Here is a 26,030-nt window from a genome sequence, read left to right on the forward strand (position 1 = left end):
CGGCGTCGCCATTTCCGGTGTTCCCGTCACCCGCTCCCGCCGCGTCGTCGCCCCCGAGACAGCCCGCCGCGGCGCCCGCCGTCGCGGCCGCGGTCAGTCCGAGGAGTCGCCGCCGTCTCATACCTTCGGGGACGGGGGCCGGCGTGATAAGCGGCGTCGTCGACAGTCCCTCGGGCTCGGCGCGGTCGGACTCCGGGCCGCCGACGCGGCGTAGCGACCCCTCGTGCCGGGAAGGACGCGCTTTTATCGCCGCCGGAGCGTAGCGTGAGACATGGCGAAAGTGAGCATCGGCCTCCGCGGGTGGCGCTTCGAGGAGGACGAGATATTCACCGACGACGAGGAGCTGAAGCCCCTCGACGAGATCCCGGAAGACCCGCGAGAGCGGCTCTTGCGGCTCGTCAGCCTCGTCGAGGAGCCCTGCGACGTCTGCTACCTCGAACACGGCGACGAGGAGATCCGCCGGTGTAACGAGGCGGAGATCGTGTACGGCGAGCCCGACGGGGAGGTGCTGCTCTGCCCCGAACACGAGCCCGACCTGCTCTACTGGTTCCGCGAGGCGGGCGGCAGCGACCACAAGGGGTCCGTCGAGTTCGCCGACCGCTTCCACGAGTGGGTCGCCGCCGGCAACGAGGCCCCGGAGGGATACGCCTCGGTCGAGCACGTCGAGGAGGACCCGGACGGGCTGCCCGACCTCCCCGACCAGCAGGAGGTCCAAGAGCGGCTCGAAGAGGACTTCGATGGCGACCGGATCGACATCCTCGAACTCGCCGGCCAGGAGCGGTCCGACGAGGAACTGACCGAGGAGGAGCTCGCCGACTCCGACCTCGACCTCTCGACCGACTACCCGTCTGGCCGATGAGCGGCGACGAGGAGGGCGAAGCGGACGCGACCGGCGACGAGCCGGAGCCCGCGCAGTCGCGGCGGAAACCCGTCGTCGTGGTCGTCGAGCCGGAGACGCCGGGCAACGTCGGCACCATCGCGCGGGCGATGAAGAACTTCGGGCTCACGGACCTCAAGCTCGTGAACCCGCCGGAGATAGCGGAGGACGGCGAAGCGTACGGCTTCGCCGGCCACGCCCGGGAGGACGTGCTGCCGAACGCCGACGAGGTGAGCTTCGACGAAGTCGTCGCGAACTACCACACCGTCGGCACCACCGCGATCACCGGCGAGGACGACCGGAGCCACGAGCGCTACCCGTTCAAGACGCCCGTCGAGCTGCGCGAGTCGCTGAAGACGGTCGACGCGCCCACGGCCATCGTCTTCGGCCGCGAGGGGCGCGGGCTCAACAACGAGGAGCTGTCGCGGCTCGACGAGGTGTGTTCGATCCCGGCCGACGAGGACTACCCCGTGCTCAACCTCGGGCAGGCCGCGACGGTGCTGCTGTACGAGCTCCGCGACCTCACGGTCGACGAGACGCAACAGCCCGACACCGAGGTCACCCGCGCCCCGGAGGCGGACGTCGAGCGCTTCCACGAGTTCTACGGCGAGTTCCTCGCGGCGACCGGCCAGCGAGAGCACGTCCGCGACAAGAACGAGCTGCTGATGCGCCGGCTGCTCGGGCGCGCGCACCCCACCGAGCGCGAGATCCACACCCTGCTCGGCACGTTCCGGAAGGCGAACGCGAAGCTGGAACACGCCGACCACCTCGCGGCGAAGTACGACGAGCCGCCGTATCCCACGGAGCGGTAGCCGTGCGCGGCCCCGCCCTCGACGAGGACCTCGCGGCCGGCGTGCGCGACGTCTCGCCGCTCATGCTCGGGATCGTCCCGTTCGCGCTCGTGGCCGGCATCGCCGCGGTCGACGCCGGCCTCGGCCTGGCCGAGGCGGTCGGGATGTCCGTGATCGTGTTCGCGGGAGCCTCCCAGCTGGCGGCGCTCGAACTGCTCGGCGAGAACGCGCCGCTCGCCGTCGTCGTCGGGACGGCCGTCGTCATCAACCTCCGGATGCTGATGTACTCCGCGTCCATCGCCCCGCACTTCGCCGAGTACGGCCGCCGGCTCCGCGCGGGGCTCGCGTACCTCCTCACCGACCAGGCGTACGCCCTCTCAGTCGCCGAGTTCGACGAGAACTCGGACCGCAGCCGGTGGCGCTACTACCTCGGCGCGGCCGCGTCGCTGTGGATCGTCTGGCAGGTCGGGACCGTCGCCGGCGTCGTCCTCGGCGCGGGCGTCCCCGACGCGTGGGGGCTCACGTTCGCGGTCCCGCTCGTGTTCCTCGCGCTCCTCGTCCCCGCGATGAAGGACCGGCCGACCACCGTCGCGGGCGTCGCCGGCGGCGCGGTCGCGGTCGTCGCCGCGGGCCTACCGTACGAACTCGGCCTGCTCGTCGGCGCGCTCTCCGGGATCGCGGCCGGACTGATAGTCGAGGTGACCGGGTCGTGACGGGCGCGCTCGGCTCGGTCGTCGCCTCCCCGCGCGCCTGGGTCGCCATCGTCGCGATCGGGGCCCTCACCTACGGGATCCGGCTCTCGTTCATCCACCTCTTCGGCCGGATCGACGGCGTCCCGACCCGCGTTCAGCGACCGCTGCGGTACGTCCCGCCGGCGGTCCTCGCGGCGCTCGTACTCCCCAAATTGGTGACGCTGGGCCCGTCCGTCCCCGCGACCCTGCTCGACGAGCGGCTCGTCGCGGGCCTCGTCGCCGGCGCGGTCGCGTGGCGGACGGAGGACGTGTTCGCGACCATCGCGACCGGGATGGGCGTGTTGTGGCTGTTCCGGTTCGTCGTGTTCGCGTGAGGTCGGGAGCGGCGGAAGACCGGCGACTGGGTCGTCAGCGCTCGCGCTCCGTGCGTCGGTCCGACGAGCGCTCGCGTGCGTCCGAGTCGTCGCGGTCGACGGGCCGATCGAACCGAGCGTCGGGGTCGGCCTCGCGCTCGCGGACGGCGGCGATCCGCTGGGCGGCGTCGGCGAGCGAGTCGAGCGCGGCGAACACCCGGTACGAGACGTACGGGCCGACGGTGGAGAGGAGGACGATCCAGACGCCGAACAGGATCTGCCCGATAATGATGAGCGAGTAGACGAGCGAGAGCAGACTCACGGCCGCGAGGACGGCTCCGACGCGCGTGCGGAGGGCCTCGGCGGGCGAGAGCGGGTCGTGCGCCATAGGCGGGGCTACCGACAGAAGTCATAAAAATAAACTGCCGAGCGACGGGAGGCGGCGCGTCCCGGGCGCGGGGCCGACCGCGCTCGCGACGCGTTCTCGCTCAGTCGTCGGCGGGGGCCGCGGAGTCGCCGGTGGAAACGCCGGTTCCGGGGCCGATGTCAATGCCGAGTTCGGCGAGCTTCTCGTCCGGGACGACGCCGTCGACCCAGTCGCGGGTCTCGTAGTACTCGGCCTTCAGCTGGTCGAGTTCGACGAGTTCGCCCTCGCTGGCACCCGTGCCGGGGATGGCGTCCGGGTGCCCCTCGATGAACCGGTTCGGCAGCGTGTCGTCCGCGCCGTCGAAGCCGGCGAGGTTGTTGTAGTAGCGTTCGAGGTTGTAGACGCGCTCGCCCGCCTCGAACAGTTCGTCCTCCGAGAGGTCTTGGCCGGTCATGCCGTTGTACTGGAGCACGTACTCCTCGATCCCCTCCGCGAACGCGCTGAACTTACAGATGTCGAACGAGTCCGACACCGCGTGGAGGTCCTGGAAGGTGGCGGTGAGTTCGCCCTTCCCCTCCCACTCGTACGGGTCGACCTTCTCCGGGATCCCGAGGATCTCGGCGGCCGGCGTGTAGCCGCGCAGGTGGCACGCGCCGCGGTTCGAGGTGGCGTACGCGATCGCCATCCCCTTCATACAGCGCGGGTCGTAGGCGGCCATCGTCTGGCCCTTCACCGAGAGCTTGTTGCCGTGCGCGCCCTTCGCGTCGGCGACGCGCTCGGGGCCCTCCGCGAGGAGGTCGCCGAGGTCCGACGAGCGGTGGCCGATCTCGTCGAGGAGGTCGATCATCGTCTCGGAGTCGCCCCAGTCGAGGTGGCCGACGCCGTCGAGTTTGCCCTCCTCGCTCATCTCCATCGCCATCGCCATCATGTTGCCGGCCTCGATGGTGTCGATGCCGAGGTCGTTACACTGCTCCAACATCACGGCGATCTCGTCGCGGTCGGAGTGACCCGAGTTCGGGCCGAGCGCCCACGCGGACTCGTACTCGTACGACTCCGTGCGGACGTTCATGTCCTCGCCCTTGTGGGTGACGTCGACCTCGACTTCCTTCTTACACGCCACCGGACAGGAGTGACACGTCGGCTCGTCGACGAGGATGTTCTCGCGGACGTTCTCGCCGGAGACCTGCTCCGCCTCGACGTCAACGCCCTCCGCGTCGTGGTACGCCTCGGTCGAGGTGTACTTCGCGTTCTTCGTCGGGAGGCCGTCCATCTCCTCGGTCGCGTTCATCAGGACGTTCGTCCCGTACATCGAGAGGCCGCCCTCGTTGGGCGCGGTGACGTCGGACTCGCGGATGACCTCCATCGCCTGCTGGTACCCCTCTTGGAACGTTTCGGGGTCGGCGGGCCGGGGCATGTCGGTGCCCGACTTCACGACGACCGCCTTCACGTTCTTCGCGCCCATGACGGCGCCGGTGCCGCCGCGGCCCGAGGCGCGGTCGTCCTCGTTGATGACGCAGCCGTAGCGCACCTGATTCTCGCCGCCCTGCCCGATCGCCATCACCGAGATGTTCCGACCGACCTTCCCGTCGACCTCCTCGCCGATCTGGTCGATCGTGTCGTGGACGCCCTGCCCCCAGAGGTGGGAGGCGTCGCGTACCTCCACCTCGCCGTCCTCGACGAACAGGTAGACCGGCTCGTCGCTCTCGCCGTCGAGCAGGACCCCGTCGAGGCCCGCCCACTTGAGCCGCGCCCCGGACCAGCCGCCGTGGTGCGAGTCGGTGACGGTCCGCGTGAGCGGGGACTTCGTCACGAGGGCGATCCGACCGCTCATCACGGTCTGCGTGCCGGTGAGCGGCCCGGTCATGAACGCCAGTCGGTTCTCCGGTCCCAGCGGGTCCACGTCGGGGCCCTTGTCGAAGACGTACTTGACGCCGAGCCCGCGCGCGCCGATGTACTTCTCCGCGTCCTCGTCGTCGATCCCGCGATAGTTGACCTCGCCGCCGCTGAGATCGACCTGTGCCACACGGTCTCTGTAGCCGCCCATTTCAGTCATGTAATGCTCTATCATTATATTAGGACCGTATCGGGTTAGTTGTTGATTCGGGACCGTAACTGATACCGGTTACCGACTCCGGCTCCCCTCCCGCCCGACGGGACGCCGCGTCCGTCGGTTTCGACGCGCGGGGGCCGACCCGTCGAAGCGGGAGATTAACCCGAATCCGGACCGAGGAGGAGACCGTGAACAGCCGCGACGAGGAGGGCGACGGACGCGGGCGAGACCCGCGCGAGCGGTCGATCGACGGCGACGGACTCGGTGCCCTCGCCGGAGTCGCGGGGCTCGTCCTCGCGGCGTCGGTGGTCCCGGTTCCGGCCGGGCCGGACACCGGCGGAGAGACGCTCGCTCGCCTCCCGGCGTGGATCGGGCTCACCGCGCCCTTTCACCTGATCGGGTACGCCGCCCTCGCCGCGCTCGCGGGCCGAGCGGTCGCCGGACGGGGGCGGGCGACGGTGAGGGCCGCCGCCGTCGGCGTCGCGGTCGCGACCGCGTTCGGGTTCGGCGTAGAGCTCGTTCAGGCCCCGATCCCGTGGCGGTCCTTCGCGTGGAGCGACGCCGCGGTCAACGCCGTCGGCGCGGCGGTCGGTGCGGGGACTTTCGGAGCGTGGCGAACGGTCCGCGGAGCCGGGGACCGAGAGGGATCGCGCTGACGGGGAGCGGCGGCGCGGTCGTCAGCGCCCGGGCGGGCCGGCGCGACCGCGACCCCGGCGGCGCACCGTCGCCGCGACATCCGCGTTGAGCCGCGACCGCTCGAAGTAGATCTGCTCGAACTCGCTCGACTTCGTCCCGCGGGTCGCTTCGGGCGGGTACGCGATCTCGTCGTCGACGAGGGTCGTCGCGAGCCACGGGAACTCGGAGCCGGCCGTCACGTCCGAGACCGCGTCGAGCCCGTAGTCGAACTCGTGGTTCCCGATCACGTCGGCGTCGGGTTCGACCTCGTTGAGTACGTCAACCGGGGCGCGCCACTGCGAGACGGGGCTGAGCGCGTGCGGTCCCACCTGGTCGCCGCCCCCGACCCCGAGAGGAGCGATCCGCCGAGCACGATTCCACCCGCTCGCAGTACGTCACGCCGTCCGTAGTCACGGTCCCGTGACATCGATTTATTTCGATTACTGAAATTTATAAATCTTTTATGAAGCAGAATATATTTATCAGTACGTCTTTCCTTGATAAGAGTCCGCAACCGGTCGACCGGGGACCGACGAGCGGGTCGTCGATGACGACACCGCTTTACGCGCTCGCCCGCTTTCCTCGATAATGAGCCAGCCGAGCCCCGAGGCGTACGAGCAGGGGCGCGGGATGGACGCGCACAACAACGTGATGCGCGACATCCGCGCCGAGCGCTCGGAGACGTACGACCCCACGGAGCCGACCCGCGTCTGGATCGACGAGGACAACACGCCGGACGGCGTCGTGAACTCCCTCACGATCATCTTGAACACCGGCGGCTGTCGCTGGGCGCGCGCCGGCGGCTGTACGATGTGCGGCTACGTCGCGGAGTCCGTCGAAGGCGGGAGCGTCGCCCACGAGGACCTCATGACCCAGATCGACGCGTGTCTCGACCACGAGGCCGAGGCGGCCGACGAGCCGGCCGAACTGATCAAGATCTACACCTCCGGCTCCTTCCTCGACGAGCGCGAGGTCCCCGCGGAGACGCGGCGGGCGATCGCCGGGACGTTCGCCGACCGCGACCGGATCGTCGTCGAGTCGCTGCCGGACTTCGTCGACCGCGAGAAGATCGCCGACTTCGCGGACCACGGGATCGCGACCGACGTGGCGGTCGGGCTGGAGACGGCGACCGACCGTGTCCGCCACGACTGCGTGAACAAGTACTTCGACTTCGCCGACTTCGAGGCCGCCTGCGCGGAGGCGGCCGCGGCCGACGGCGAGTTCGCGGCCGACGTGGGGATCAAGGCGTACCTCCTGATGAAGCCGCCTTTCCTCTCGGAGCCCGAGGCCGCCGCCGACATGATCGACTCGATCCGGCGGTGCGCCGCCGTCGACGGCTGTCACACCGTCTCGATGAATCCGACGAACGTCCAGCGTTACACGATGGTCGACGAGCTGTTCTTCGAGGGCGGCTACCGGCCGCCGTGGCTCTGGTCGGTCGCGCACGTGCTGGAGGAGACCGCCGACGTCGACGCCATCGTCGTCTCCGACCCCGTCGGTCACGGCTCCGACCGCGGCGCGCACAACTGCGGCGAGTGCGACGACCGCGTCCAGACCGCGGTCAAGGACTTCGACAAGCGGCAGGACCCGAGCGTGTTCGAGCAGGTGTCCTGCGAGTGCGAGGCCACCTGGGAGTACGTGATGGCCGAGGAGACGAGCTACAACATGCCGCTGGCGCGGTAGGCCGCGACCGTCACTCCGCGTGCGACGGCCGCGGAACCCCCTCCCCCCGGGCGTGGCCCACCGATTTCCCGCCGGTCTGCGCGGAACGATTGTGAACGATGGCGATCAGGTTTTTCCTGATTTACTAAACGAATGATCGAGTATAGCTGGTATCGAGGTACACCCCGGCGTGTCAACGGCGACCATACCAAACGATCAGGTCGAACAAGACCCTTATACCTCGGACGCCTACCGCTAAACATGAACGCAGACGCCGGCGGTTCCCCGCCCTCCCGCGGGAAGTCGGTCCTCTTCTGTCCGGAGTGTCGCTTCGAAAGCCCCCTGTCGGACGGGTGGCTCGTCGTCAGCGACGGCGACGAGCGGACGATCGTCTGTCCGAAGTGCGGCCACGTCGCCGACCACCGGTCGGCGCGATCAGCGCCGACGCCGCAACACGCCGACTGATACCCGCGGCGCAGGTCGCGACTGCCGCTATTCTCGTTCCGGGGCCCGTTCGGCGAGGACCGGTATCTCGGACAGTTTCTCCGCGTCGAGCGCGTCCCAGTCGACGCCGTCGGGTCGCGCGTACGACGTCTCCGTCCGGACCGTTCGCTCCGGCGTGACGACGAGGTCGAGCGGCACGTCGTGGGCGTCGGGCGTCGGCAGGTCGGCGTCGGCCCCGACCGCCGACTCCGGGCCGTCGAGGACGGAGAGCTCGTGGACGGTCGTCGCGACCGTCGTGTCGGCGTCGACCGCGTCGATCTCGCGGAGGACCGCCCACTCCAAGTCGCTGTACCCCTCCCCCTTGCCGATCCGAGCGCCGTCGGTCGCGACGCCGACGGAGCCGGCGACGATCAGGTCGACGCGTGCGACGTCCTCGGGCGCGGTCGGCGTTCCGTACTCCGAGATGCCGGAGACGGTCGTCGCGTCGTCGATCTCGTCGGGCGGGATCTCCGCCGGGTCGAGCCGGAGGAACGGGTTCGGGTCGCGGAGCCGCGGCTGCGCGACGTAGACGGTCTTGCCGGCGCGGAGCGCGGCCCGGCGGACCGGCAGCTGCGGCGCGTCGGGGTTGGCCTTCAGCGTCGCGGCCGCGTCCCACGCCGTGGTCGCCGCGAGCCGCTCCGCCGCGGCGTCCGCGCCGGCGAAGTTGGGGATCCGGTCGTGCGGCGGGAACGGGAACCGCGCCTGGTCGCCCTCGTCGAACGCGTCCCACACCGCCTCGCGGACGGCCTGTTTGTCCATGCGAGTCGGTCGGCCCTCGCGGACAAGTAGTCGGCGACGCGGCGCACGGCGAGCAGTTATATACCCGATCGCCGTCATCACGGCGTATGCTCGAAGACGGACTTTCCTATCCCGTGCGCGGCGACTGGGTCGGGCGCGTGGTCATCGGCGGCGTACTGGGGCTGCTCTCGGTGTTGGTGATCCCGACGTTCCTCGTGCTCGGGTACCTCGTGCGGGTGTTAGAGCGGACCGTCGCGGGAGGGGAGGAGCCGCCGGAGTTCGACGACTGGGGCGACCTGCTGGCGAAGGGCGTCGTCGCGACGCTGATCGCGTTCGCGTACTCGGTCGTCCCGGTCGTCCTCTACGGCGTCGTCGTCACCGTGATCGCCGGCATCGGATCGGGCGTCGGCGGCGACGTCGGCGCGCTCATCGGGGCGACCGGCGCGCTGCTCGCGCTGGCGTTCCTCCCGGTGTTGGCCCTGATATACTACGCGGTCCCGGCGGCCCTCACGGCGTACGCGGCCCGCGGCGAGGCGAGCGCGGCGTTCGACGTCGACCTCCTCAGGCCGACGCTGTTCAGCGTCGAGTACCTCGTCGCGGTGCTGTCGCCGATCCTCGTCGCGCTCGGGGTGTTCGTCGTCTCGATCGTGCTCCTCGTGACCGTCGTCGGCGCGGTGCTCGTCCCGTTCGTCCAGTTCTACGGACAGGTCGCCGTGTTCCGGATGTTCGGCGCTGCGTTCGCGGCCCAGACCGACGGGGTCGACGCCGGACGGGAGGGCGTCGGCGACGCCGCGACCGTCTGAGACCGCGCCGACGCGACGCGCCACTTAAACCGCTCTGCCGACCACGTACGCGTATGTTCGAAGACCGGCCGGACCGCGACGCCGAGGTCGTCCTCGTTGGACGGTCGAACGTCGGCAAGTCCACGCTGATGCGCGAGCTGACGGGCCACGACTTCTCGACCGGCGGCAAGCCGGGCGTCACCCGCCAGCCGAACCACTTCGACTGGGCGAGCGAGGGGTTCATGTTCACGGACCTGCCCGGCTTCGGGTTCATGTCCGGCGTCGAAGAAGAGCACCGCGAGCAGATCAAGACCGACATCGTCCGCTATCTGGAGGACAACGCGGACTCCATCCTCGCCGGCGTCGTCGTGATGGACGGCAAGGCCGCAGTCGACATCATCGACCGCCACGCCGAGCGGGGGAACGTCCCCCACGACGTGGAGATGTTCGGCTTCCTGGAGGACGTGGGCGTCGAGCCCATCGTCGCCGTCAACAAGACCGACAAGATCGACGACATCGACGAGCGGCTCGACGCGATCTGCGACCGGCTCGGCCTCTACCCGCCGTGGCAGCAGTGGTCCGACCGCGTGGCCCCGATCTGCGCGAAGCGCGGCGACGTCGAGGCGCTAGAGGAGTGCCTCCGGACGCGCTTCCACGAGCACAACCGCGACGACCTGCTGAAGTTCGTTTCATAACTATCAGTGTGCGACGGTTGGGTCGGTCGCTCAGTGAGTTCAGTCGTCTTTTTCTGATCGGTCAACTGTAGATCGGTGGAGAGCACCTCCAAAGCCCCAGCCGCGAGGACTCGCGCACCTCGTTGCGCTCCTCGCTCGTTCGCTCCGCTCACTCGCTGCGGTGCTTACGTCGGTGTNTCCAAAGCCCCAGCCGCGAGGACTCGCGCACCTCGTTGCGCTCCTCGCTCGTTCGCTCCGCTCACTCGCTGCGGTGCTTACGTCGGTGTGCTTCGCCCTCGCGGCTGCCCCTTTGAGTCCCGCCCGCCCGACCGCACGCCACCGCACCTCGCACCTCCCCAGCCTCGTCAGTCGCCGTCGCGTTGCTCCGGCGACTGACTCCCTCGCGCGTACGACTCGCGGCCTTCGGCCGCTCGTCGGCACGCGCCACCGTAGATCGATTTATAAATCGTTGACCGAGTCACCGGCTCGACTTGCTCGGCTCAGAACTCGAAGCCGACCGCGTCGTCGCTCGGACGGAGCGGGCTCTTCGGGTACGGCGGCTCGGCGTCGGGGTCGTTGAACGCGCGGGGCGCGACGTCGTTCGGCCCGTCCGGGTAACAGAGCGCGGCGAGCGTCTGGATCGCCGTGCGGCCGCTGGCGAGCTCGAACTGCCCGCCCCCGTACAGTTGGATCCCCTCCCGTTCGCAGTAGGCGATCGTCTCGAACAGCGATTCGAGGGTGCCGAACCGCGAGGGCTTGACGTTACACCACCCCGGCTCGACCGGGAGCGATTCGAGGCTCTCGACGCCGTCGATCGGGTAGTCGAACGAGAGCCGGTCGGCCTGCGGCTCGACGAGCGCGCTCGTCGCGGGCGTGAACGCGGGGTCCTCCACGACCGCGGCCGGGAACGCCGCGAACACGTCGCGGTACAGCTCCGGGTCGGGCTCGACGTCGACCTCGGTCCCCTCGTACCACCCCTTGAGGTCGAGGACGCGCACGGCGTCGGTCTTCCGGAGCGTCTCGAACGCCGCCTCGGGCCACTCCGGCGTCGGATCGAGTTTGAACTCCAAGTCGGCGTCGCGCGCGAGCAGTTCCTCGACGCGGTCGGTCGACGGCGGGTCGCCGAGGCGCGTCGACACGACGAACCGGACCGGGTCGGGGTCGAGGCGGAGCCGGTCGCCCAGCGTCACCCCGCGCTGGCGGAGCGCGAGGTCGAGCGCCGCGCTCTCGACCGCCCAGCGCCGGTAGTTGCGTGCGGTCTCGTTCTCCGGCGGCGTGCCGTGGAAGAGGTCGATCTCGTCGAGCCGGTCGGAGAGGGCGTCGATGGTCCACTCGCCCTCGAGATCGATCGGGTCGGTCCCGGCGAGCGCGTCGTGGTCTGCGGTCTCGTAGGTCACGTCCTCGCCGCGCCCCACGACGCCGTCGCCCGAGAGGCGGTACTCCGTCGTCGTCCGCTCGAAGCCGCTCGTCGTGGCGGCGACGTGCCGCCGGCGGGCGACGGACTCGATCGTCACCGACAGGCCCGCGATCCGGTCGTAGAGGCTCATACGTGGGGGGAGGTAGCCCGATCACTTAAATCGGTGAGCGGGAATCGGGGGCGGACCGACTACGTCGCGAGGTCGCTCGCGCGGCGTCGCAGCGTCGCGATCCGCGTACCGAGCGTCCAGAACAGCGGGACCACGGTGAGCACGACCGCGCCCGCGGCCGCGACTTGGAGGACGGTCGTGGTGAACCACGGCTCGCCGTCGGCGTACGGGAGCGCGGTGTGGGTCACCTCGCCGATCACGGGGACGAAGTAGTCCATCAGCAGGTCGACGGCGTACCACGCGGTCGCGAACGCCACCGCGCGGAGCGGGAAGTCCGTGATCCGGTGAAGGACGAACGCCTGAACGACCATCGCGAGGTGGCTCACCAGGAGGAACGCGTACAGCGCCGGGCCGTTGACGGCGAGGAACTCCGGCCAGAAGACGACGAGGACGTACGGGGTCCAGAGCCCGAGCTTGACGTTGCCGAAGAACGCGAGCGCTGCGAGGGTGTCGCTCGACCGCCCGAGCGCCCACGCGCCGAGCGCGAGCGCGATGAGCAGCGTCGCGCCCGGACTGTCGGGGATGAAGAGCCACATCTCGGTCGGGAGGGCCCGAAACTGGAACCGGTAGTACCAGAAGCCGAACGCGGTGCCGACGAGGTTGATGATGACGATGACCCACGCGAACCGGAACGCGACGTCTTCCAACCGCTTCGGGAGCGGCGCGACCCACCGCGGCAGCGACTCGCGGTCCGGCGGGTCGCGTCCGAGCGCGCCGACGATGTCCATACCGCCGGCTCGGACCGGGCGGGCAAAGCGGTGGCGGTCGCGGCGGGCGCGACCGGCGACGCGGGCGACCGCGACGAAAAGGGCTATGCGTGCCCGGCGGGAAAGCAGGGGCATGCGCCCGCGAACGCTGCTCGCGCTGCTGCTCGTCGTCCCCCTCGTGGACGCGCTGTTCCTGATCGTGGTCGCGACGCGGCTCGGGTGGGCCGTCACGGTCGCGCTCGTCGTGTTGACGGCCGTCCTCGGGATGCTCCTCCTGCGCGCCGAAGGGCGCGCGACCCTCGCCCGCATCCAGCGCAAGCTGGCGCGGGGGTCGCCGCCGACCGACGAACTACTCGACGGCGGGCTGCTCATCGCCGCGGGCGCGTTCCTGCTCACGCCCGGGCTCGTCACCGACGCCGTCGGGTTCCTGCTCGCGCTCCCGCTCTCGCGGGTCCCGATCCGGATGGCCCTGAAGAAGTACGTCGTCGTCCCGTACCTCGAGCGCGAGACGGACGGCTTCTTCTCCGGGAACGTCTACGTCGGCGGCTTCCCCGGCGACGGGGAGGGGGGCTTCTCGATGGGCAACGGGTTCCCCGGCGGCGGTCCCGACGGCGGCCCGGACGGGTTCCCCGGCGGAAACGGCGCGGACGCCGACGGGAGCGTCGGCGGCGACGCGAACGCCGGCGGCGGGTCGTCGAGCGACGACGACGTCGTCGACGTGGACTTCACCGTCGAAGAGGAGGAGCGGAAGGGAACCGACTGACGGCGCGGACCCCCGTGAAACCGCCACACGGCGGGCGGCTCGCGAAAGGAAACCCTTAAAATCCTACCCGCGCAACGACTGAATGCGCTCACCTGGGCCAATAGCTCAGTCAGGTTGAGCGCTCGGCTGATAACCGGGAGGTCCACGGTTCAAATCCGTGTTGGCCCACCTTAATTGAACTCGGGCTTCGCCCGAGTAAATTGGTGGGCTGGGACTCCCCAGCCACCCAATTTCGTTCCTTTACCCCTCTAGAGATACCGTTAGCGTGTCTTGTCCGGGCTAAAATTAAGCCGGTAGTCACCTCCGTCTCCCGATCTGCGTTATCCGAGGTGGTGTCGGCATGATGTTGCTCCGATCTCACAGTAGCCGGAGCGACTGCCTTCGCTGCGACGCCCACGTGCCGGTGGACTTCCGTCGCGTCCACGGCGACGAGGACGACCGCGCGCACCGCTGTCCCGAGTGCGACTCGTGGGTGCGTATCTGTGAGGGAAGCGCGGCCGGGAAGGATGTCGACACACCGGACCCGCAGACGAGCCCCGCCCGCAACGCGGGCGAACCGTGGGACGGGGGGCTGTCGGGATGAGCCCGTTCGTCCGCGCGAGCCGGTTGTACGATCCGGCAGAGGGGCCGCGTTCGCACGTCCGTGACGCCGCCCGGCTTCGCTGGGAGCGTGACGCCGAACGGGGGCGATCGGCGTGAGTTCCGACCGGAGCGGCGAGGTCGCCGCGATCTTCACGTCGCACGGTGTTCTCGACGCGTCGACGACGATCCTCGCGGCCCGAGCGGTCGGGCCGAGCGCTGAGGCGAACCCGATCATCCGCGAGTTGCTTACGATGGGCGAGCTGCCCGCGGCGGTCGCGATGCTCGCGGTCGTCGGCTTGTGTTGCGGTATGTGGCCGGTCGCGGCCGACGCCCTGGAGGCGCCCGAGTGGGTCGGGCTCGGGATCGCGACGATCGGCGCCGCGGTCGCCGCGGTGAATCTGGTGGTGGTGTTCGCGTGACGCGGTCCTGTGAGACGTGCGGCCGTGAGCGCCCGTCAGTTCGTGTCCGTATCAACGGCCGGACCGAGTGCGCCGGTTGCTACCTCAACCGCACGGAGTGTTCGCGATGAAGGCCGTCGAGACGGCCCCGCACGAGTACATGGCGAACTACGTGTACTCCGGGCTCGGGGCGTGGTTCGGCGCCGCGCGGCTCGTCGACGCTACCGGGAGCCGGCGCGGGAGCTTCACGCTCGACGGCGAGAAGTGGCGAGTGACTCTCTCTTACCAGGAGTCGGGGCTCGCCCCGCCGGACGGCGGCGAGACGCCGGACGGGACGCGCGTTGACTTCGACACGCTCCGAGAGTTCCGGCTGAACGCGGTCGCCGACGACGAGGTCGGCGAGCGGAAGGTGAAGGCGCTCATCCAGCCGCGGTGGCGCGGGCTGGAATCTACCGAGGGTAAGTCGGTCGCGCGGCCGATGTGGGATCTCGGCGACGCCGTGAACGTTCGCGTGAACGCGTCGAACGTCGAGTTCGGCGCGGTGGAGTCGATCATCCGGCGCGCGGCGGGTGCGGTGACGCTCGACTCGACGTACTTCGAGAACCGCAACGACGAGTACAGCGTCGTGATCGACGCGGCGCGGTACGTCCGCGTTGACCGGGACGTGTCCGGGCCGATTCACGGCCGCGAGGGACCCCTCGCGCGGATGGGCCACCTGCTCGAAAGCGACCGGTCCGGATATCGGAAGATCGTTCAGGACGACACCGAGCGGGCCGGGTACTACCACACGGTGACGCTCGGGCCGAAGCGCGTCCGTGAGTGCTTCCCCGACCACCGGATCCCGAAGGAGTTCAAGCACTACTACGCCCGAAACGCCGAGTCGCTGCCGGACAAGCATCCGCTCGCGCATCCGAAGATCGAGGCGTCGTATCAATCGAGTCGGTGGGACGAGACGCTCCGGCCGGTCGACCACGACGAGATCGCCGACGAGCTCGAGGAAGCGATTCTCGCGACGCTAAACGAGGCGGGACTCCCCACGCAGCCGCTCGACGACGACGGACCGGGCGGCGGTCGCACGTTCGTCGAGGACGCGTACTTCGAGGCGGAGACGGTCGACCGCTCCCGAGTCCTGCCGCTGAACCTCGAACGCGTCGAGAGTGATCAGCGGAATGTGGTCGTGCGCCAGCTCGCGGACGGACTCTCGCCGGTCGAGTGGGACTCGCTGAAGACGCTCGTTGCGGACGGCGGCGACGTGTCACCGGCGGAGATCGCCGAGGACCACGACTGGCATCCGGACAGCGTACGCCGGGGACTCCGGCGGATCGAGGACATGGTCGTTCGCGAGCAGGGTTCGGTGGCGTTGCGGTCGCACTACGTCGCGGAGCAGGTCGTTGAGGCGCTCGACGCGGCGCGTGAGGGCGTGCGGAACGCAATGGGGGCTGCGGCGAACGCGGTTCAAAACGCCGAGCGGGAGTCGCTCGACGAGCGCACGGACGAACTGATCGCGTTCTGCCAAGCGAACGGGATCCACATCGACCAGCGCGAGGCGAACCTCCGGGTCAGGATGGGGAATCTCGCGGACGAGTCCTGGTCGGAACTGGTGACGCGGCTCAAGCGGTTCTGGGTCGGTGCGGGTCGCGATCCCGAGCGGCTGAAAGAGGCGGTGTCGCACTACCGCGACGAGTCGGGACCGAAGATCCGGCCGGTGCGGAGCGCCTGGGGGAAGGGTCAGACGCTCAGATAGCGCGGCCCATTTTGAGTGGCAACACTATCCAGAAGCTCTTTTTGCGGCCGTTCTCGCCACGATCAACCCTCTCGACCGGCGGTCCGCGACGATCTCGACCGCAACACAAGCGCGGATCCGGTCTCGACGAGCTGCTCGCCGACGCCGAACCGACACCGGGGGGTCGGTTGGCGGTTAGGGGTGTGGCTAAGGCCACACAGCTAAGGTACCACCTCTGTTTTCACGAGATTGGCCGCGCGGCGCCTCGCGACGCTCGAAAGCTTTGGCTTTGTTGAAATCCTCAACCGGTAATATGCTCCCAGCGTTCTGCTGAATAGAGAGCGCCAGTCACACATTTCTCAGTGAGATGCCCAGTCTCGCAAGAGACGGTTGTCATCTATCGTAGTCGACGTAGTTCACCCCTGGGTGAAGCGCAGACGAGCCGAAGATCCGTTTGTATCAGGACAACACTTCTTCGACAACGGTACGAAACGGCTGGTGGTCAGCTTCAGTGCTTGTGTCTAGCGCACCGATCTTTGTGAAAGATGTCCCGGCGATTTTTCCATCGGTTGTTGTACTACCGATACAGAACAGTGTACTTGCGCCGCCTGTATCCGGTAAGTAATCCGTGACGTATGAGAGGAATCGCTGTGCACCGCCGAGATCGATGTCAGTCGCATTCTGGAACTTCGCGTCAGCGATCCACCGAATGTCGCCGTCTATCTCAATCATAAAGTCAGGGGCACCCGCGCGACGATTTGGGGCAGGCCTTAGTAACGGCTTGATATAGCGACTGTCGCTCGTTTTGCTCCGGTCGTAGTGTAGCGTGATGCGGTCATCAAAAATGAACCGCTTCGGGAACGTAGTACCAGCATCCGGCCTAGTTTCTTGGCCAAATCGGCCACGGAGCGCGTTGAGGATTTGAACGAGACACCACAGCTCAAACACCTTACTTGCGGGCTTGATGGCGGCGTCATATCGCTTAGACGGATCAAGTTCCGTACTCAGCCGTTGCTTGTAGGCCGCCCAGAGGTTCGCCAAGTCGGCGATTTGGTCCGTAGCCTCATCTTGGAGTGTTGCGATTTCGTCGGCATCAAGGAACAACTCCGTCGCTGGTTGTCGAGTCAGTTGCGCTGGGAGTCGCTCTCGGCAAACACCATCGTGATAGGCGATCCGTTGACGGACTTGTGGGGTGTCAATATCGAACGTGTCGCGCAGATCTCGGAGTCGTTCACGAAGTACGTAGTTGAACTGGTACAGCAACCTGGTACCCAACGTTTCAATCGAGAAGTGTACCGACGTACTTGCGGTGACGCGGCGGCCCTGAGATCGCTTTACAACGGTCGTTGCGAAATCCGGCGTTCCACGGAGTTCATGCCCCACATAGGTCTCGGGCTCTACAGTAATGGGCAGTCTGGCCGCCAGCAGCGGCTCCGTAAGTTCGAGACAGCTCTCAGAATAGCGAAGATATAACGCCCGGGCATCTTCAAGTACATCGGGCGCAAACGGCAAGACAGCTTCAGCGGTGTTCAAGCCGATTGATTCGATGAATCCGCGTGACTCGGTTAAAAACCGATTGTACGTCTCCTCGCTGACTTTGTCAGGCACCACGTCGACGCCCCCGGGGTAGCTCCCTACCCAGCCATGTGGCATAAACCGGTTGTCCCGGCGAATGGTCGGTGGATCTTCCTCGATGCCCTGACTACGTCGAACAGCATCTACCGTGTCGCGCACGTTCGTGAGATACGACTGGAGTTGGGCCCAGTTATCGTCCGCGATGCTGTGGTTTGGCCCACTGCGTGTATGGGCACCGTACGTCTCGAAGGTGACTTGGCTCATAGTACGCTGTAGGAGTCCGCAGCTTCCTCCAGTTCTGCGTGGAATTCTGGCAGGCCCAGTGACCCGATCCACGTAGTGAAGTCGCTGTATCGACCTGCGGGTGTGCTCTCGCCGTCGGCGGTCGTCGAGAGAGTTTCTGCTTTCCGGAGTTCGGACATAAACACGTCAATCTGCGGGAGCAGATACGCGATCAGCGCTCGATCAACAGTCTGCCGGGTGATGTCCCCGTCACTGAGTAGTTGTGCTGCGGTAAGATAACGAATAATATCGATGGCGAGGGCCTGTCCGATGTCGACGATATCGTACTCGGCACCACTGAGCTGATAGGTGATGGCGAGAACGACGTCGAGCGGATCAGCGTCGTCCCACCCGTAGTCGATCGCTAGTACGTTGTCCAGTGCGTTGCTGACGACGGACTCCATCGCGAACGCCGGATCGATCGTCGCGGCATCACGGGTAGGCATACGATGACTGTCCCAGGTATCGACGAGTAGCCGTTGGCGAGTGAGATCATCGACGACGGCTCCAGTGACGATCTCGTGAATTTCGTCGTGATTGGGAATTTTTCGGGGGCTCGTTGTTGGGTCAGATTGGTCTGGGTCGCCACCACTTGTATACAATGGTGGGACTTGAACAAACGCGAACCGACGCCGAAACGCATACCCCAGCGAAAACAGCTTCGCCCGGTCGGATGTGTTCATCGTTGCGAGCAACCGGAACGATAGCGGGAGGGTCACCTCGTCAGTCCCAAATTTCAGGCGCTGGCTCGTGCGGTAGTCGAGATCGAGAAGCGTGAACACGTCGCCGAACGCTTGATCCAGATTCGCTCGGTTGAGTTCGTCAACAAGCAACCAATGCGGGTCACCGCTCAGGGTGAGTCCTTCAACACACTGTTGGGCGGCACTGGAAAGGACTCCCGCTTTAGCGGTCCACTCTTGTTCCGGTGTGTCAGGACCTGCCGGTTCATACCCACCCACCACATCGTAGTTCGACCACTCGGCGTTCGCGGTGGCCGTGTCCTGTCCAATATCCAGTGCGTCGGTCAGTTTGCTCGCTGCGCGAGTTTTGCCTGTGCCTGGGGGCCCGTAGAAAACGACGTTACGACCGGCGACAAGATGGGCAGTTGCTTCGCGATATACGCGCTTTTGTAGGTGTTCATCGCTTGCGACGCCATCCACGCGTGTAGCGGTATCACGTCCGTATGCCGCAGCTTGATACTGTTCGTACTGATCTGTTGGGAGATTTGAAATCGGTGCATCTCTCTTGTCGAACGGCTCCTCGAGGAAATCACTCAGATTACTAGAGTTGGTAAAGGCCGCAATGTCGACTTTCGGCGTCTCTCGAATATCGAAGATTGTCGCTAAATCGTACGTGGTTCCCTCGATTACCTTTCCCTCGATGTTGGCGAGGCGACCCTGCTTGACCACTGTCCCGTTGTCATGGATGAGGACCCGGGCATCGTTCTCGGCATTCTTCAATAGGTCCGAATATTCTGATCCGCGGGCAAGTCGGAAGTAGCCGATGCGTGGGTCTTGGCCTTCCTTGTACCGTTCGAAAGAAGCTGTGTCTGCGGTGATGCCAGTGACATCGGTGTACTTCGCAGCAATCGCCCAGTGACCCTGGTCGAGGATATGGTCACTGTCGAGTAGCAGTCCAGATCCGGGGTCGGGTGAAAGCGTCCGCACACCGTTTTTCGAGATCTCTTCGTGGACTGCCGCTTGGCCACCTAGTTCGGCCATTGTCTCTACAGAGAGTTGCTCAAAGTCATCTCCCATCGAGAACCAACTCGTGGGGAACGCAAAGTTCTCGTCTGCTTCTTGAATAAATGATTCAAACTCGGTCGTCGGGTAGCCTAATCGCTCAATCGGTGTTTTTGAGAGCCAAATGTACTCGAAGGAATCGTCACGCCAGATATGTTGTGACAGGTCTTTGCGGAGTTGCCGCGGGACCTCGCTCCCCAACGTCAGGTCAACCTGCATACAATGGTCCAGTTCTCCGTTACTGGTGTCGATGAAGACGGCAAGATCGCCAGGAGCCATCTGCTCAAAGTGATCTTTGTGCTTTTCTTTGGCTCCCCAGACCGTCACGGTATTGCTGTTGAGAAGTTCACAAAGGTTATCGGCCGTACTTGTAGCGAAATCTTGGTTGCGGTAGTCTTCGATGCGTGCTTGGAGTTCAGCACGAGCTGGTGCGCTGAGATAGTTTGAGAGACTAAAACCGACGTGTTGTTGGTAGGGAGCCTTCCGTCCGCGAGTAAAGAAAATCGCCATTACTGTCATTCAACGAGAGCGACCACTTGTACATTCGCATTACACAGCCGCTAGATCTAGGAGACTTGAGTCAGGCGGTCTAGTTGAAATCCACTAATCGATGGTAGGTTTCCGGAGCCGTGCTGAATACAGGGCGCGAATGTGGTACGAACCAAGGCCAGTTTAGGTCGAATAGCAATCGGTCAATATAGTCAGGGAGTTCAATGAAAGGGACAAAATTCAGGTTCAGCTGTAACTCCAGCTATACTCACGTTGATACTTTTCCCGAGGGATATCAGACCACTCCCGCTCATCCTCATCCCACTCAAATCCAAATTCATCTTCGATGACTCGGAACACGTTACCCCAGCTAAGATTTGGTTCAACCGGCCATGAAGTGATTCCTAAATCACGGAGTACATCGTCAAGTAGCGTGATGGCTACAATTCCAGCGAATTCGTGAATCACGAAGCTCCATTCAGTTTCCAGCCAAAAGTTGTGGGCCGCGTCATTCCGCACGTCTCTGAGGAATTGAGCAAGTCGCTCTTGTTGCTCAGAGAATACCTCCTCATCGCGCGCAGTTTGAATCCGATAATACAAATTAGAGTCCTGCTCGTCATTCTGCTCCTTCAGATACTGGCCGAGATACGAGCATAGATGAATATTCGCCTGTATAAACTGATTGTTGCTAACTAGACGGTCCATCTCGCAAATCTCGACCATAGTAATTATTTGATGTCGTTTGTCGGTGCCAAAATACTGGAACATATTGCCGACGACCCAGACTAACGCGAACTCAAGTCCTTTTGTCCGCAGTTCATACCGCATTTGTTCGAATATCTCGCTGAAGGAACCTGAGGCAACTATCACTTCTCCTCGGCCAACGTCGAACTGACGCTCAGCATCCTGAAGATCGTCCTCCGAATGGTGATAGCAATATACTAACGCGTTGATAAGAAATCTCTTATTGTTGGTCTCAATCCCTTCTTGTAATCGCTCCCTCAGCTCGTCTTCGTCGATGCTCATTATTACGAGTTTGAGAAAGCGAGTGTAATAACAACTGCTCCAATTTGGCTTCTTCTCGTAAATTCGCACACCTGCTTACTGGCCGTTCCACAACTCAGTACCTAGAATAAACAATAGCCACCTGCGGACTACATCCTCTGTATCTCGCACACCAACCTATCAAATCCTAAGGATTTCAATAGAGCTAATTCCCTATATTCAGCAACCGGTGCCCGTCGCTATCGGAGAATCTCGATAGAGTATAGAAAATTATATTTGAAGTCTCCTTGCGTTGATTTGCGCCTCCCGCGAGTGACTCCGATAGTGCGTCTCACCGGGATTCGTCCAGTTCGTGATCTCTAAATCCCGAGCCCGAACCGTCCGCGACGACACGACAGCTATCTCTCTGCCTTTTGCTCGGTACCATACGAACGCGTACCCACCGTCAGCGTCCGCGAGCGTCTCGTGCTGGTCCTCCCAGAACTTGAACGTCGGTCGGACGCCGTTCACCATCGACCCCTTCACGTCCCACGGCCGGCCGTTCTCGTCGCTCGCGTCGAACTTGAGCCCGTCCACCACCGGATAGTCGAGCGTGAGCGGGTAGCGGTCCGTCGCCCACAGCTCGACGAGCTTCCCGTACCGACCGACGATCGCCGGGTCGTAGCTCACGACGATCCTTGTTTGGGTTGCGGTTGGTCGCGGCGCCGACCGCCGTCGACGAACGAATCTTGACCGAATTCCGGTCGCGCAGCCCCCCGCGGATTCGGACACCCCGCCCAGATCGCACGCGTATAAACAGAGGTATGCGCCGGGGCGGGCGGCTGAATGAACGAACGAATCCCCGCCGCGTCTATCGATTCACGCGACGGCATCGTTCACTACCTCGCCGTGGTCGCCGTCCCTGTATTCAGCCATGCGGTCGGAGACCCACGCCGCGGAGTAGCCGACGAGGTCGCCCGCGTCGGCGTACGTCATGCCGTGGTTCTCCACCGCGCGGATCGCTTTGCTCACCGCTTCCTCGCGTCGGACCGAGTCGGCGTCGACGCTCTCGCTCTCGTCGTCCTCGTCGACGAGTTTGATCGCGAACTCGCTCGGCTCATGTTCCGGGTAGTTCGCGGCCGTGTCGGTCAGACCCTTGTAGTCGCTCCCCTCTTCCCAGTCGTCCTTGCCTCCCTCGCTCTCCAAGAGACGAGCGCGACCGGGGTCCGACCGCGAGGGCTTCTCGATCGCGAGCGACGCGACCCGGCGGATCGACTTCGCCGTTTTCGTCCGCGTGTGCCCGACGAGCAGCACACTCCCACGCTTCGGGTGCGGCCCGTGTTTGGACTCCTTCTTGCGGATGAAGAGCAGCGAGTCCGAGAACTGCTCGGCCGCCTTGTTCCCCGAGCCGAACCCGGAGAGTTCCTGTGCAATCTCGTCGAGGACCGCCAGCACCGGCCCCTCGAGCTCCGCCATCGCTTCGAGCATCTCGCGGTCGGAGCGCACGACGCGGTCGAAGCCGTCCCACGACGTGTTTCCGATGAGTGCGCCGCCGGTTCGAATCCGCCACGCCATCGCCACGTCGAGCGTGGTCGCGGTCTTGCCCGAGCCGGGGGCCCCGAACACGAGCCCGATCGCACCCTCGTGCGAGAGCTCGTCGGCAGCATCGCGGTAGAGGTCGCCGCCCTCGCGTTCCTGCCCGGTAAGCCCGGTCGCGGACTTCATCTGCGAGACCGAGCCGTGTCGGACCGCCTCGTCGATCGTCTCGGTCGCGGCGTTCGATATGATGAGCCGGCCGATCCGCGTCTCCTCGATCGGCTCGTCGAGCAGCCCGTCGTAGTAGTTGAGGACTGCGAGCGTCCGGCGGTCGTCGACGAGCCCGGCGTATCCGCGGACGTGTTCCCCAGGATCCTCGCCGCGGAGCGCGCTCGCGAGTTCGGCGGCCGCGTACGCGCCGGTCTTATCACCCATCGTCCACCTCCAGCGCCTCGGTCTCGTCGAGCAGCTCGAAGCCGATCGTGTCTCCGTGTCCGTTCCGCTCCGTGTCGATATCGTCTCCTTTCATGCTCTGTGGTTTCAGATCGTCTGGTAGTTCCTCGTCGAGAATCGCCGAGACGGTCGCCTCTTCACCGTCGAACGACGGCGTGAGCGTCGGATCGAGGATCGCCTCTTGATCCTTGAGCCGACGCTTGTCGAGCGTCCGGGCGATCGACCGGAGCCGCCGCTTGAGGCGTCGCGCTTCCCGTGCGTCTGGCTCGAACTCCTCGCGGAGTTCGGCGACCGCTTCGAGCGCGTCGACAACTTGGACGTTGCCAGCGAGCTCCGACCCGGCGACGGACTCCCGCCAGTTGGCGACGGCGACGTTCTCCTCGGGCCGGTACTCGCGGCACTCGTAGACGCGCTTTGCGACGGGCCACTCGAAGAGGCTCCCGGCGTGGACAACCATGTCCGCGAACTGGTCCTCGCTAAGCTCGTAGACGGCACCGCCGGTGTCGTCGTTCGCCTCGAACGCGACGAGATAGATTCCTTCCTCTTCGGGGAGCAGGTCGACCACGTAGCCGCCGGCGACATACCCACCGATCGCGATCGCAACCGCGGCGGTCGCAACGACACCAGCTCCGTCGATCTCCCACGGGTAGGGATATCGCCCACTCTCGGCACCGGCGATGAGCAGCAACACAAGCCCACCGGCGAGAATCGGTCGGTTGCGGGCCGCCTCGACCGGATTCATAGGACCCTCTCAACCGACTTCTCTTCATCCTCGCGACGCTGTCGGACCACACGGTAGGTGAGCCCCGCCCCGCCAACACCCGACAGGAGGATGAGGATCTGTGCTCGTTCGTAACTGATTGGCGGCCGATCGGGCGTTGTCTGCCCCGTCGAGACGTACGCGAACCGATTGTTCGCGATGCTGCCGGGCGTCGTCATGGTGACGGCCGCCTGTCCGGCCCGGAGTGGCACCGAGACGAATACCTCGGTCTGTCCCTCCGGGAGACGGTGCTGGTAGATTCGACCGGACCCCGAGCCCTCACCGAACTGAACCGCCTCGGTGAGGGTGATCCGCGTGGAGTCGTCCGTCTCGAAGAGCAGCCTGAAACCTTCGCGGTCGCGGTCGTAACTCCACTCGACGAGCCGCGTCTCCGCGTCGATTTCCTGTGCGTACGTCTCGGGCTCGCCGACGTTCACGGAGGTGTTTGTTTCGAGTCCGGGCTCGTCGTCCTGCGCGGCGACGCCACCTACCGCAACACAAGCTGCGAGGCTCACCGCAACACAAAAAATCAGGATACGGCGCATGGTCAGACCCCCGGAACGAACGACCGAACCATCGATTCGAACCAGTTGATCGCGAGTCCGACCGGGTCGTAACCGAGTGCGACCATGCCGATCCCAATGACGACGACTGCGAACCCGAGCTTCAGGATCGGCTCGATCGCGAAACCGAGAATCGACAGATACGGTGCGAACGGGTTGATCATGTCAGGTTCCCTCCTGTGAAAAGAGCGCGTACAAAACTCCGGCCCCCCCGACGACAGCGGCAATAACTCCTATGTCGGGCGATTCACCGTTGAGGAACCCGCCGCCTCCCCCTCCGTCGTCTAGTGCAGCCGCGTCTCTCTGTTTTTCTAGTTCTTGTCGGAGTTCGCTTACCTGCTCTAATTCTTTCTGAATATCGGCTATCTCGGTGCTGTATGTCTGCTGGTTTTTGCTCTCGTAGTTGGCCGCATTGTAGGAGTTCCCTTCCCCGTCGGTGATAGACCGGATTATGAACGGTTCTTTCAGCTCCACGAGCGCGCCACCTCCTTCTGTGACGTTCCCGGTCGTTCCGGTGGTGTTCGTGGTGTTGGTGTCTCCACCTAGATCTGCGTCTGTATCTGTGACGTTGTAGGCGAGATACACCGTCCCGTTGATATCGGACGCAGGGTCATACTGAACATCTCTCTGTAGGGAGTTGAGCGAATCATCATTATGATATATCGCTCCCTCCACAGTCACGCCCGTTTCCAGTAGCTCTACCTCTAGGGCGAATTCGGAGGTTTTCAGACCCAGACTCGCTAAGGACGCTCCGGCGAAACTGAATCCGTCTTGCGTCTGTGAGTCACCGAGAAGGTCATTAGGGGAGATAAGGTCGCTAGTAGCAATCTCCCCAGATTGATACTTTGACGCGACACCATCTACCCACGTCCCCATCTCTGACGCGATGTCATCATGAAGTGTAACGATTTGGCTCCAAATTGACTGATATTGTCTTATATCAAAGAAGTCTTGTCCGGGGCCTGTTCCTATGTCTTTAACGTAAATAGACTCGTTTGTACCGTTCGTGAATCCAGTCTTTTGATGTACACCATCACTAGTGGGCTCGATTTCTGCTGCCGAGATCTCCTTTGAGGAACCATCTACGAGCGTCTCGGTCATCGTCGTGATGGATACATTCGCTACGCCGTACGTTGCCGGGTCCACGGCTTGATAATTGATACTGAACACATCCGAGATGGCTACTCCCTCCTTAGAACTGGCCGCGTCATTCCAATTGACCAATTTGGAAGCCTGTGCTTCGACGTGAGCAATCAGATTCACCTGTTGCGTTTTGAAGAACTTACTAACTTCGTCCTTAGCAGCGGTTTTTGCTGTCGTTGCGGTTCCGTCGGACGTATTCAACTCGTCAATTGCTGCCTTCTTCGCGTTAGCGATTACGTGGTTACTGGATGCACTCAGAAGGTTAGACATATTCCCCAGAACCGCTGTGTCTGCCTGTTTGAGGCTTAGAGCATTGGTCCGGAGTTGTGAAAGGAAGGAATCTGCCGCCAAACCCGTATATTCCTCATTAGAACTCCCGGTGAAAGGCGTAATATCGTTTCTAACGATATAGTCAATCGCGTATCCCGCGGCGAATCCACCACCAACGATCAACGCCGGAGCGATGGCAAACGCTGAGCCAACCGGAGAGACGCCCATCTTAGACGCCCCACTTCCCATGGCCGCGGTCGCTCCGATACCCACCGCCGTCTTTCGCATTACCCCTCGGCGAGTCAACCCGGAATCTGCTTGTGTTGCGGT

28 protein-coding genes and 1 tRNA gene are annotated in these 26,030 nt (G+C 64.7%); 14 read left to right on the top strand and 15 right to left on the bottom strand.

The window, feature by feature from the left end:
• Positions 1–271: 271 nt before the first annotated feature.
• From C464_RS11610 to C464_RS11625, 4 genes are read left to right on the top strand one after another with little or no spacing between them, the layout of a single operon-like run.
• Positions 272–859 carry a hypothetical protein gene (locus C464_RS11610; RefSeq protein WP_006113896.1) on the top strand — a complete coding sequence of 196 codons (588 nt, stop codon included), beginning with the start codon at positions 272–274 and terminating at the stop codon, positions 857–859.
• Entirely contained in the window at positions 856–1,689 is an 834-nt protein-coding gene (locus C464_RS11615; protein ID WP_006113897.1) for an RNA methyltransferase, read from the top strand. Before C464_RS11610 ends, C464_RS11615 begins: the two co-directional genes overlap by 4 nt.
• 2 nt (positions 1,690–1,691) lie before the next feature.
• Positions 1,692–2,381 (top strand): AzlC family ABC transporter permease, encoded by a 690-nt coding sequence (locus tag C464_RS11620; RefSeq protein ID WP_006113898.1) that lies wholly within the window; start codon positions 1,692–1,694, stop codon positions 2,379–2,381.
• Positions 2,378–2,734, top strand: coding sequence for an AzlD domain-containing protein (locus C464_RS11625; RefSeq protein ID WP_006113899.1), 357 nt, complete (start codon positions 2,378–2,380; stop codon positions 2,732–2,734). Before C464_RS11620 ends, C464_RS11625 begins: the two co-directional genes overlap by 4 nt.
• Before the next feature lie 34 nt (positions 2,735–2,768).
• Here the strand turns inward: C464_RS11625 and C464_RS11630 are convergent, their stop codons facing one another.
• On the bottom strand, positions 2,769–3,101 hold the full coding sequence (locus C464_RS11630; protein ID WP_006113900.1) for a hypothetical protein: 333 nt from the start codon (positions 3,099–3,101) through the stop codon (positions 2,769–2,771).
• A 100-nt stretch (positions 3,102–3,201) separates the two neighbouring features.
• A complete protein-coding gene (locus C464_RS11635; RefSeq protein WP_006113901.1) occupies positions 3,202–5,133 on the bottom strand; it encodes an aldehyde ferredoxin oxidoreductase family protein in 1,932 nt (643 codons plus the stop codon).
• A gap of 185 nt (positions 5,134–5,318) precedes the next feature.
• Between C464_RS11635 and C464_RS11640 the strand changes: the two genes are divergently transcribed.
• Positions 5,319–5,786 carry a hypothetical protein gene (locus tag C464_RS11640; protein ID WP_006113902.1) on the top strand — a complete coding sequence of 156 codons (468 nt, stop codon included), beginning with the start codon at positions 5,319–5,321 and terminating at the stop codon, positions 5,784–5,786.
• Between the two features lie 21 nt (positions 5,787–5,807).
• On the opposite strand, the gene C464_RS11645 is transcribed toward C464_RS11640, so the two are convergent.
• Positions 5,808–6,134 (bottom strand): hypothetical protein, encoded by a 327-nt coding sequence (locus C464_RS11645; RefSeq protein ID WP_006113903.1) that lies wholly within the window; start codon positions 6,132–6,134, stop codon positions 5,808–5,810.
• A 259-nt stretch (positions 6,135–6,393) separates the two neighbouring features.
• Between C464_RS11645 and C464_RS11650 the strand changes: the two genes are divergently transcribed.
• Together C464_RS11650 and C464_RS11655 are read left to right on the top strand one after the other, a co-directional pair.
• On the top strand, positions 6,394–7,488 hold the full coding sequence (locus C464_RS11650; RefSeq protein ID WP_006113904.1) for an archaeosine biosynthesis radical SAM protein RaSEA: 1,095 nt from the start codon (positions 6,394–6,396) through the stop codon (positions 7,486–7,488).
• Positions 7,489–7,728: 240 nt separating this feature from the next.
• A complete protein-coding gene (locus tag C464_RS11655) occupies positions 7,729–7,932 on the top strand; it encodes a hypothetical protein (RefSeq protein WP_006113905.1) in 204 nt (67 codons plus the stop codon).
• Between the two features lie 27 nt (positions 7,933–7,959).
• Here C464_RS11655 and C464_RS11660 read toward each other — a convergent pair whose 3' ends face one another.
• Positions 7,960–8,709 carry a 5-formyltetrahydrofolate cyclo-ligase gene (locus C464_RS11660; protein ID WP_006113906.1) on the bottom strand — a complete coding sequence of 250 codons (750 nt, stop codon included), beginning with the start codon at positions 8,707–8,709 and terminating at the stop codon, positions 7,960–7,962.
• A gap of 86 nt (positions 8,710–8,795) precedes the next feature.
• Here C464_RS11660 and C464_RS11665 point away from each other — a divergent pair, with 86 nt between their 5' ends.
• A complete protein-coding gene (locus C464_RS11665) occupies positions 8,796–9,491 on the top strand; it encodes a DUF4013 domain-containing protein (RefSeq protein ID WP_006113907.1) in 696 nt (231 codons plus the stop codon).
• Between the two features lie 53 nt (positions 9,492–9,544).
• Positions 9,545–10,165 (top strand): GTP-binding protein EngB, encoded by a 621-nt coding sequence (gene engB / locus C464_RS11670; RefSeq protein WP_006113908.1) that lies wholly within the window; start codon positions 9,545–9,547, stop codon positions 10,163–10,165.
• A 479-nt stretch (positions 10,166–10,644) separates the two neighbouring features.
• Here engB and C464_RS11675 read toward each other — a convergent pair whose 3' ends face one another.
• On the bottom strand, positions 10,645–11,691 hold the full coding sequence (locus C464_RS11675) for an enolase-like domain-containing protein (RefSeq protein WP_006113909.1): 1,047 nt from the start codon (positions 11,689–11,691) through the stop codon (positions 10,645–10,647).
• A gap of 59 nt (positions 11,692–11,750) precedes the next feature.
• Positions 11,751–12,458, bottom strand: coding sequence for a DUF1405 domain-containing protein (locus C464_RS11680; protein WP_006113910.1), 708 nt, complete (start codon positions 12,456–12,458; stop codon positions 11,751–11,753).
• 112 nt (positions 12,459–12,570) lie between these two features.
• Here C464_RS11680 and C464_RS11685 point away from each other — a divergent pair, with 112 nt between their 5' ends.
• From C464_RS11685 to C464_RS11705, 5 genes are all read left to right on the top strand, one after another.
• Complete coding sequence (locus C464_RS11685) at positions 12,571–13,200, top strand: FxsA family protein (protein ID WP_006113911.1); 630 nt, start codon at positions 12,571–12,573, stop codon at positions 13,198–13,200.
• A gap of 94 nt (positions 13,201–13,294) precedes the next feature.
• Positions 13,295–13,368 (top strand) — tRNA-Ile (locus C464_RS11690).
• Between the two features lie 175 nt (positions 13,369–13,543).
• Positions 13,544–13,783, top strand: a complete 240-nt coding sequence (locus C464_RS11695) for a DUF7563 family protein (protein ID WP_080510435.1) — start codon at positions 13,544–13,546, stop codon at positions 13,781–13,783.
• Between the two features lie 112 nt (positions 13,784–13,895).
• Positions 13,896–14,201 (top strand): hypothetical protein, encoded by a 306-nt coding sequence (locus C464_RS11700; protein ID WP_006113913.1) that lies wholly within the window; start codon positions 13,896–13,898, stop codon positions 14,199–14,201.
• Between the two features lie 106 nt (positions 14,202–14,307).
• A complete protein-coding gene (locus tag C464_RS11705) occupies positions 14,308–15,924 on the top strand; it encodes a DUF7845 domain-containing protein (RefSeq protein WP_049911108.1) in 1,617 nt (538 codons plus the stop codon).
• A gap of 438 nt (positions 15,925–16,362) precedes the next feature.
• On the opposite strand, the gene C464_RS11710 is transcribed toward C464_RS11705, so the two are convergent.
• The 9 genes from C464_RS11710 to C464_RS18530 all read right to left on the bottom strand — a co-directional run bounded on the left by C464_RS11710 (position 16,363) and on the right by C464_RS18530 (position 25,988).
• Positions 16,363–17,742 (bottom strand): hypothetical protein, encoded by a 1,380-nt coding sequence (locus C464_RS11710; protein ID WP_006113915.1) that lies wholly within the window; start codon positions 17,740–17,742, stop codon positions 16,363–16,365.
• Positions 17,739–20,012, bottom strand: coding sequence for an AAA family ATPase (locus tag C464_RS11715; protein WP_161781678.1), 2,274 nt, complete (start codon positions 20,010–20,012; stop codon positions 17,739–17,741). The genes C464_RS11710 and C464_RS11715 overlap by 4 nt, the downstream gene beginning before the upstream one ends.
• Before the next feature lie 225 nt (positions 20,013–20,237).
• The gene (locus tag C464_RS11725) at positions 20,238–21,017 is read right to left on the bottom strand and encodes a DUF4145 domain-containing protein (RefSeq protein WP_006113918.1); all 780 of its coding nucleotides are present in this window, start codon (positions 21,015–21,017) and stop codon (positions 20,238–20,240) included.
• Between the two features lie 249 nt (positions 21,018–21,266).
• Complete coding sequence (locus tag C464_RS11730; RefSeq protein ID WP_006113919.1) at positions 21,267–21,665, bottom strand: hypothetical protein; 399 nt, start codon at positions 21,663–21,665, stop codon at positions 21,267–21,269.
• 189 nt (positions 21,666–21,854) lie between these two features.
• Complete coding sequence (locus tag C464_RS11735) at positions 21,855–22,946, bottom strand: P-loop NTPase family protein (protein WP_006113920.1); 1,092 nt, start codon at positions 22,944–22,946, stop codon at positions 21,855–21,857.
• Positions 22,939–23,706, bottom strand: a complete 768-nt coding sequence (locus C464_RS11740; RefSeq protein WP_152420932.1) for a hypothetical protein — start codon at positions 23,704–23,706, stop codon at positions 22,939–22,941. The genes C464_RS11735 and C464_RS11740 overlap by 8 nt, the downstream gene beginning before the upstream one ends.
• The gene (locus tag C464_RS11745; RefSeq protein WP_006113922.1) at positions 23,703–24,269 is read right to left on the bottom strand and encodes a hypothetical protein; all 567 of its coding nucleotides are present in this window, start codon (positions 24,267–24,269) and stop codon (positions 23,703–23,705) included. Before C464_RS11745 ends, C464_RS11740 begins: the two co-directional genes overlap by 4 nt.
• 2 nt (positions 24,270–24,271) lie before the next feature.
• Entirely contained in the window at positions 24,272–24,451 is a 180-nt protein-coding gene (locus C464_RS11750; RefSeq protein WP_049911110.1) for a hypothetical protein, read from the bottom strand.
• Between the two features lies 1 nt (position 24,452).
• Positions 24,453–25,988 (bottom strand): hypothetical protein, encoded by a 1,536-nt coding sequence (locus C464_RS18530; RefSeq protein ID WP_152420933.1) that lies wholly within the window; start codon positions 25,986–25,988, stop codon positions 24,453–24,455.
• Positions 25,989–26,030: the final 42 nt, after the last annotated feature.

Source organism: Halorubrum coriense DSM 10284 (assembly GCF_000337035.1).
Lineage (GTDB): Archaea > Halobacteriota > Halobacteria > Halobacteriales > Haloferacaceae > Halorubrum > Halorubrum coriense.

Excerpts from the sequence above, each read along its gene's own strand:
- C464_RS11655 (WP_006113905.1), top strand. The coding sequence starts at position 7,729 with ATGAACGCAGACGCCGGCGGTTCCCCGCCCTCCCGCGGGAAGTCGGTC.
- C464_RS11630 (WP_006113900.1), bottom strand. The coding sequence starts at position 3,101 with ATGGCGCACGACCCGCTCTCGCCCGCCGAGGCCCTCCGCACGCGCGTC.
- C464_RS11665 (WP_006113907.1), top strand. The coding sequence starts at position 8,796 with ATGCTCGAAGACGGACTTTCCTATCCCGTGCGCGGCGACTGGGTCGGG.
- C464_RS11695 (WP_080510435.1), top strand. The coding sequence starts at position 13,544 with ATGTTGCTCCGATCTCACAGTAGCCGGAGCGACTGCCTTCGCTGCGAC.
- C464_RS11740 (WP_152420932.1), bottom strand. The coding sequence starts at position 23,706 with ATGAATCCGGTCGAGGCGGCCCGCAACCGACCGATTCTCGCCGGTGGG.
- C464_RS11680 (WP_006113910.1), bottom strand. The coding sequence starts at position 12,458 with ATGGACATCGTCGGCGCGCTCGGACGCGACCCGCCGGACCGCGAGTCG.
- C464_RS11710 (WP_006113915.1), bottom strand. The coding sequence starts at position 17,742 with ATGAGCCAAGTCACCTTCGAGACGTACGGTGCCCATACACGCAGTGGG.
- C464_RS11610 (WP_006113896.1), top strand. The coding sequence starts at position 272 with ATGGCGAAAGTGAGCATCGGCCTCCGCGGGTGGCGCTTCGAGGAGGAC.
- C464_RS11725 (WP_006113918.1), bottom strand. The coding sequence starts at position 21,017 with ATGAGCATCGACGAAGACGAGCTGAGGGAGCGATTACAAGAAGGGATT.
- C464_RS11735 (WP_006113920.1), bottom strand. The coding sequence starts at position 22,946 with ATGGGTGATAAGACCGGCGCGTACGCGGCCGCCGAACTCGCGAGCGCG.
- engB (WP_006113908.1), top strand. The coding sequence starts at position 9,545 with ATGTTCGAAGACCGGCCGGACCGCGACGCCGAGGTCGTCCTCGTTGGA.
- C464_RS11750 (WP_049911110.1), bottom strand. The coding sequence starts at position 24,451 with ATGATCAACCCGTTCGCACCGTATCTGTCGATTCTCGGTTTCGCGATC.
- C464_RS18530 (WP_152420933.1), bottom strand. The coding sequence starts at position 25,988 with ATGCGAAAGACGGCGGTGGGTATCGGAGCGACCGCGGCCATGGGAAGT.
- C464_RS11685 (WP_006113911.1), top strand. The coding sequence starts at position 12,571 with ATGCGCCCGCGAACGCTGCTCGCGCTGCTGCTCGTCGTCCCCCTCGTG.
- C464_RS11675 (WP_006113909.1), bottom strand. The coding sequence starts at position 11,691 with ATGAGCCTCTACGACCGGATCGCGGGCCTGTCGGTGACGATCGAGTCC.
- C464_RS11615 (WP_006113897.1), top strand. The coding sequence starts at position 856 with ATGAGCGGCGACGAGGAGGGCGAAGCGGACGCGACCGGCGACGAGCCG.
- C464_RS11715 (WP_161781678.1), bottom strand. The coding sequence starts at position 20,012 with ATGGCGATTTTCTTTACTCGCGGACGGAAGGCTCCCTACCAACAACAC.
- C464_RS11635 (WP_006113901.1), bottom strand. The coding sequence starts at position 5,133 with ATGACTGAAATGGGCGGCTACAGAGACCGTGTGGCACAGGTCGATCTC.
- C464_RS11650 (WP_006113904.1), top strand. The coding sequence starts at position 6,394 with ATGAGCCAGCCGAGCCCCGAGGCGTACGAGCAGGGGCGCGGGATGGAC.
- C464_RS11745 (WP_006113922.1), bottom strand. The coding sequence starts at position 24,269 with ATGCGCCGTATCCTGATTTTTTGTGTTGCGGTGAGCCTCGCAGCTTGT.
- C464_RS11705 (WP_049911108.1), top strand. The coding sequence starts at position 14,308 with ATGAAGGCCGTCGAGACGGCCCCGCACGAGTACATGGCGAACTACGTG.
- C464_RS11660 (WP_006113906.1), bottom strand. The coding sequence starts at position 8,709 with ATGGACAAACAGGCCGTCCGCGAGGCGGTGTGGGACGCGTTCGACGAG.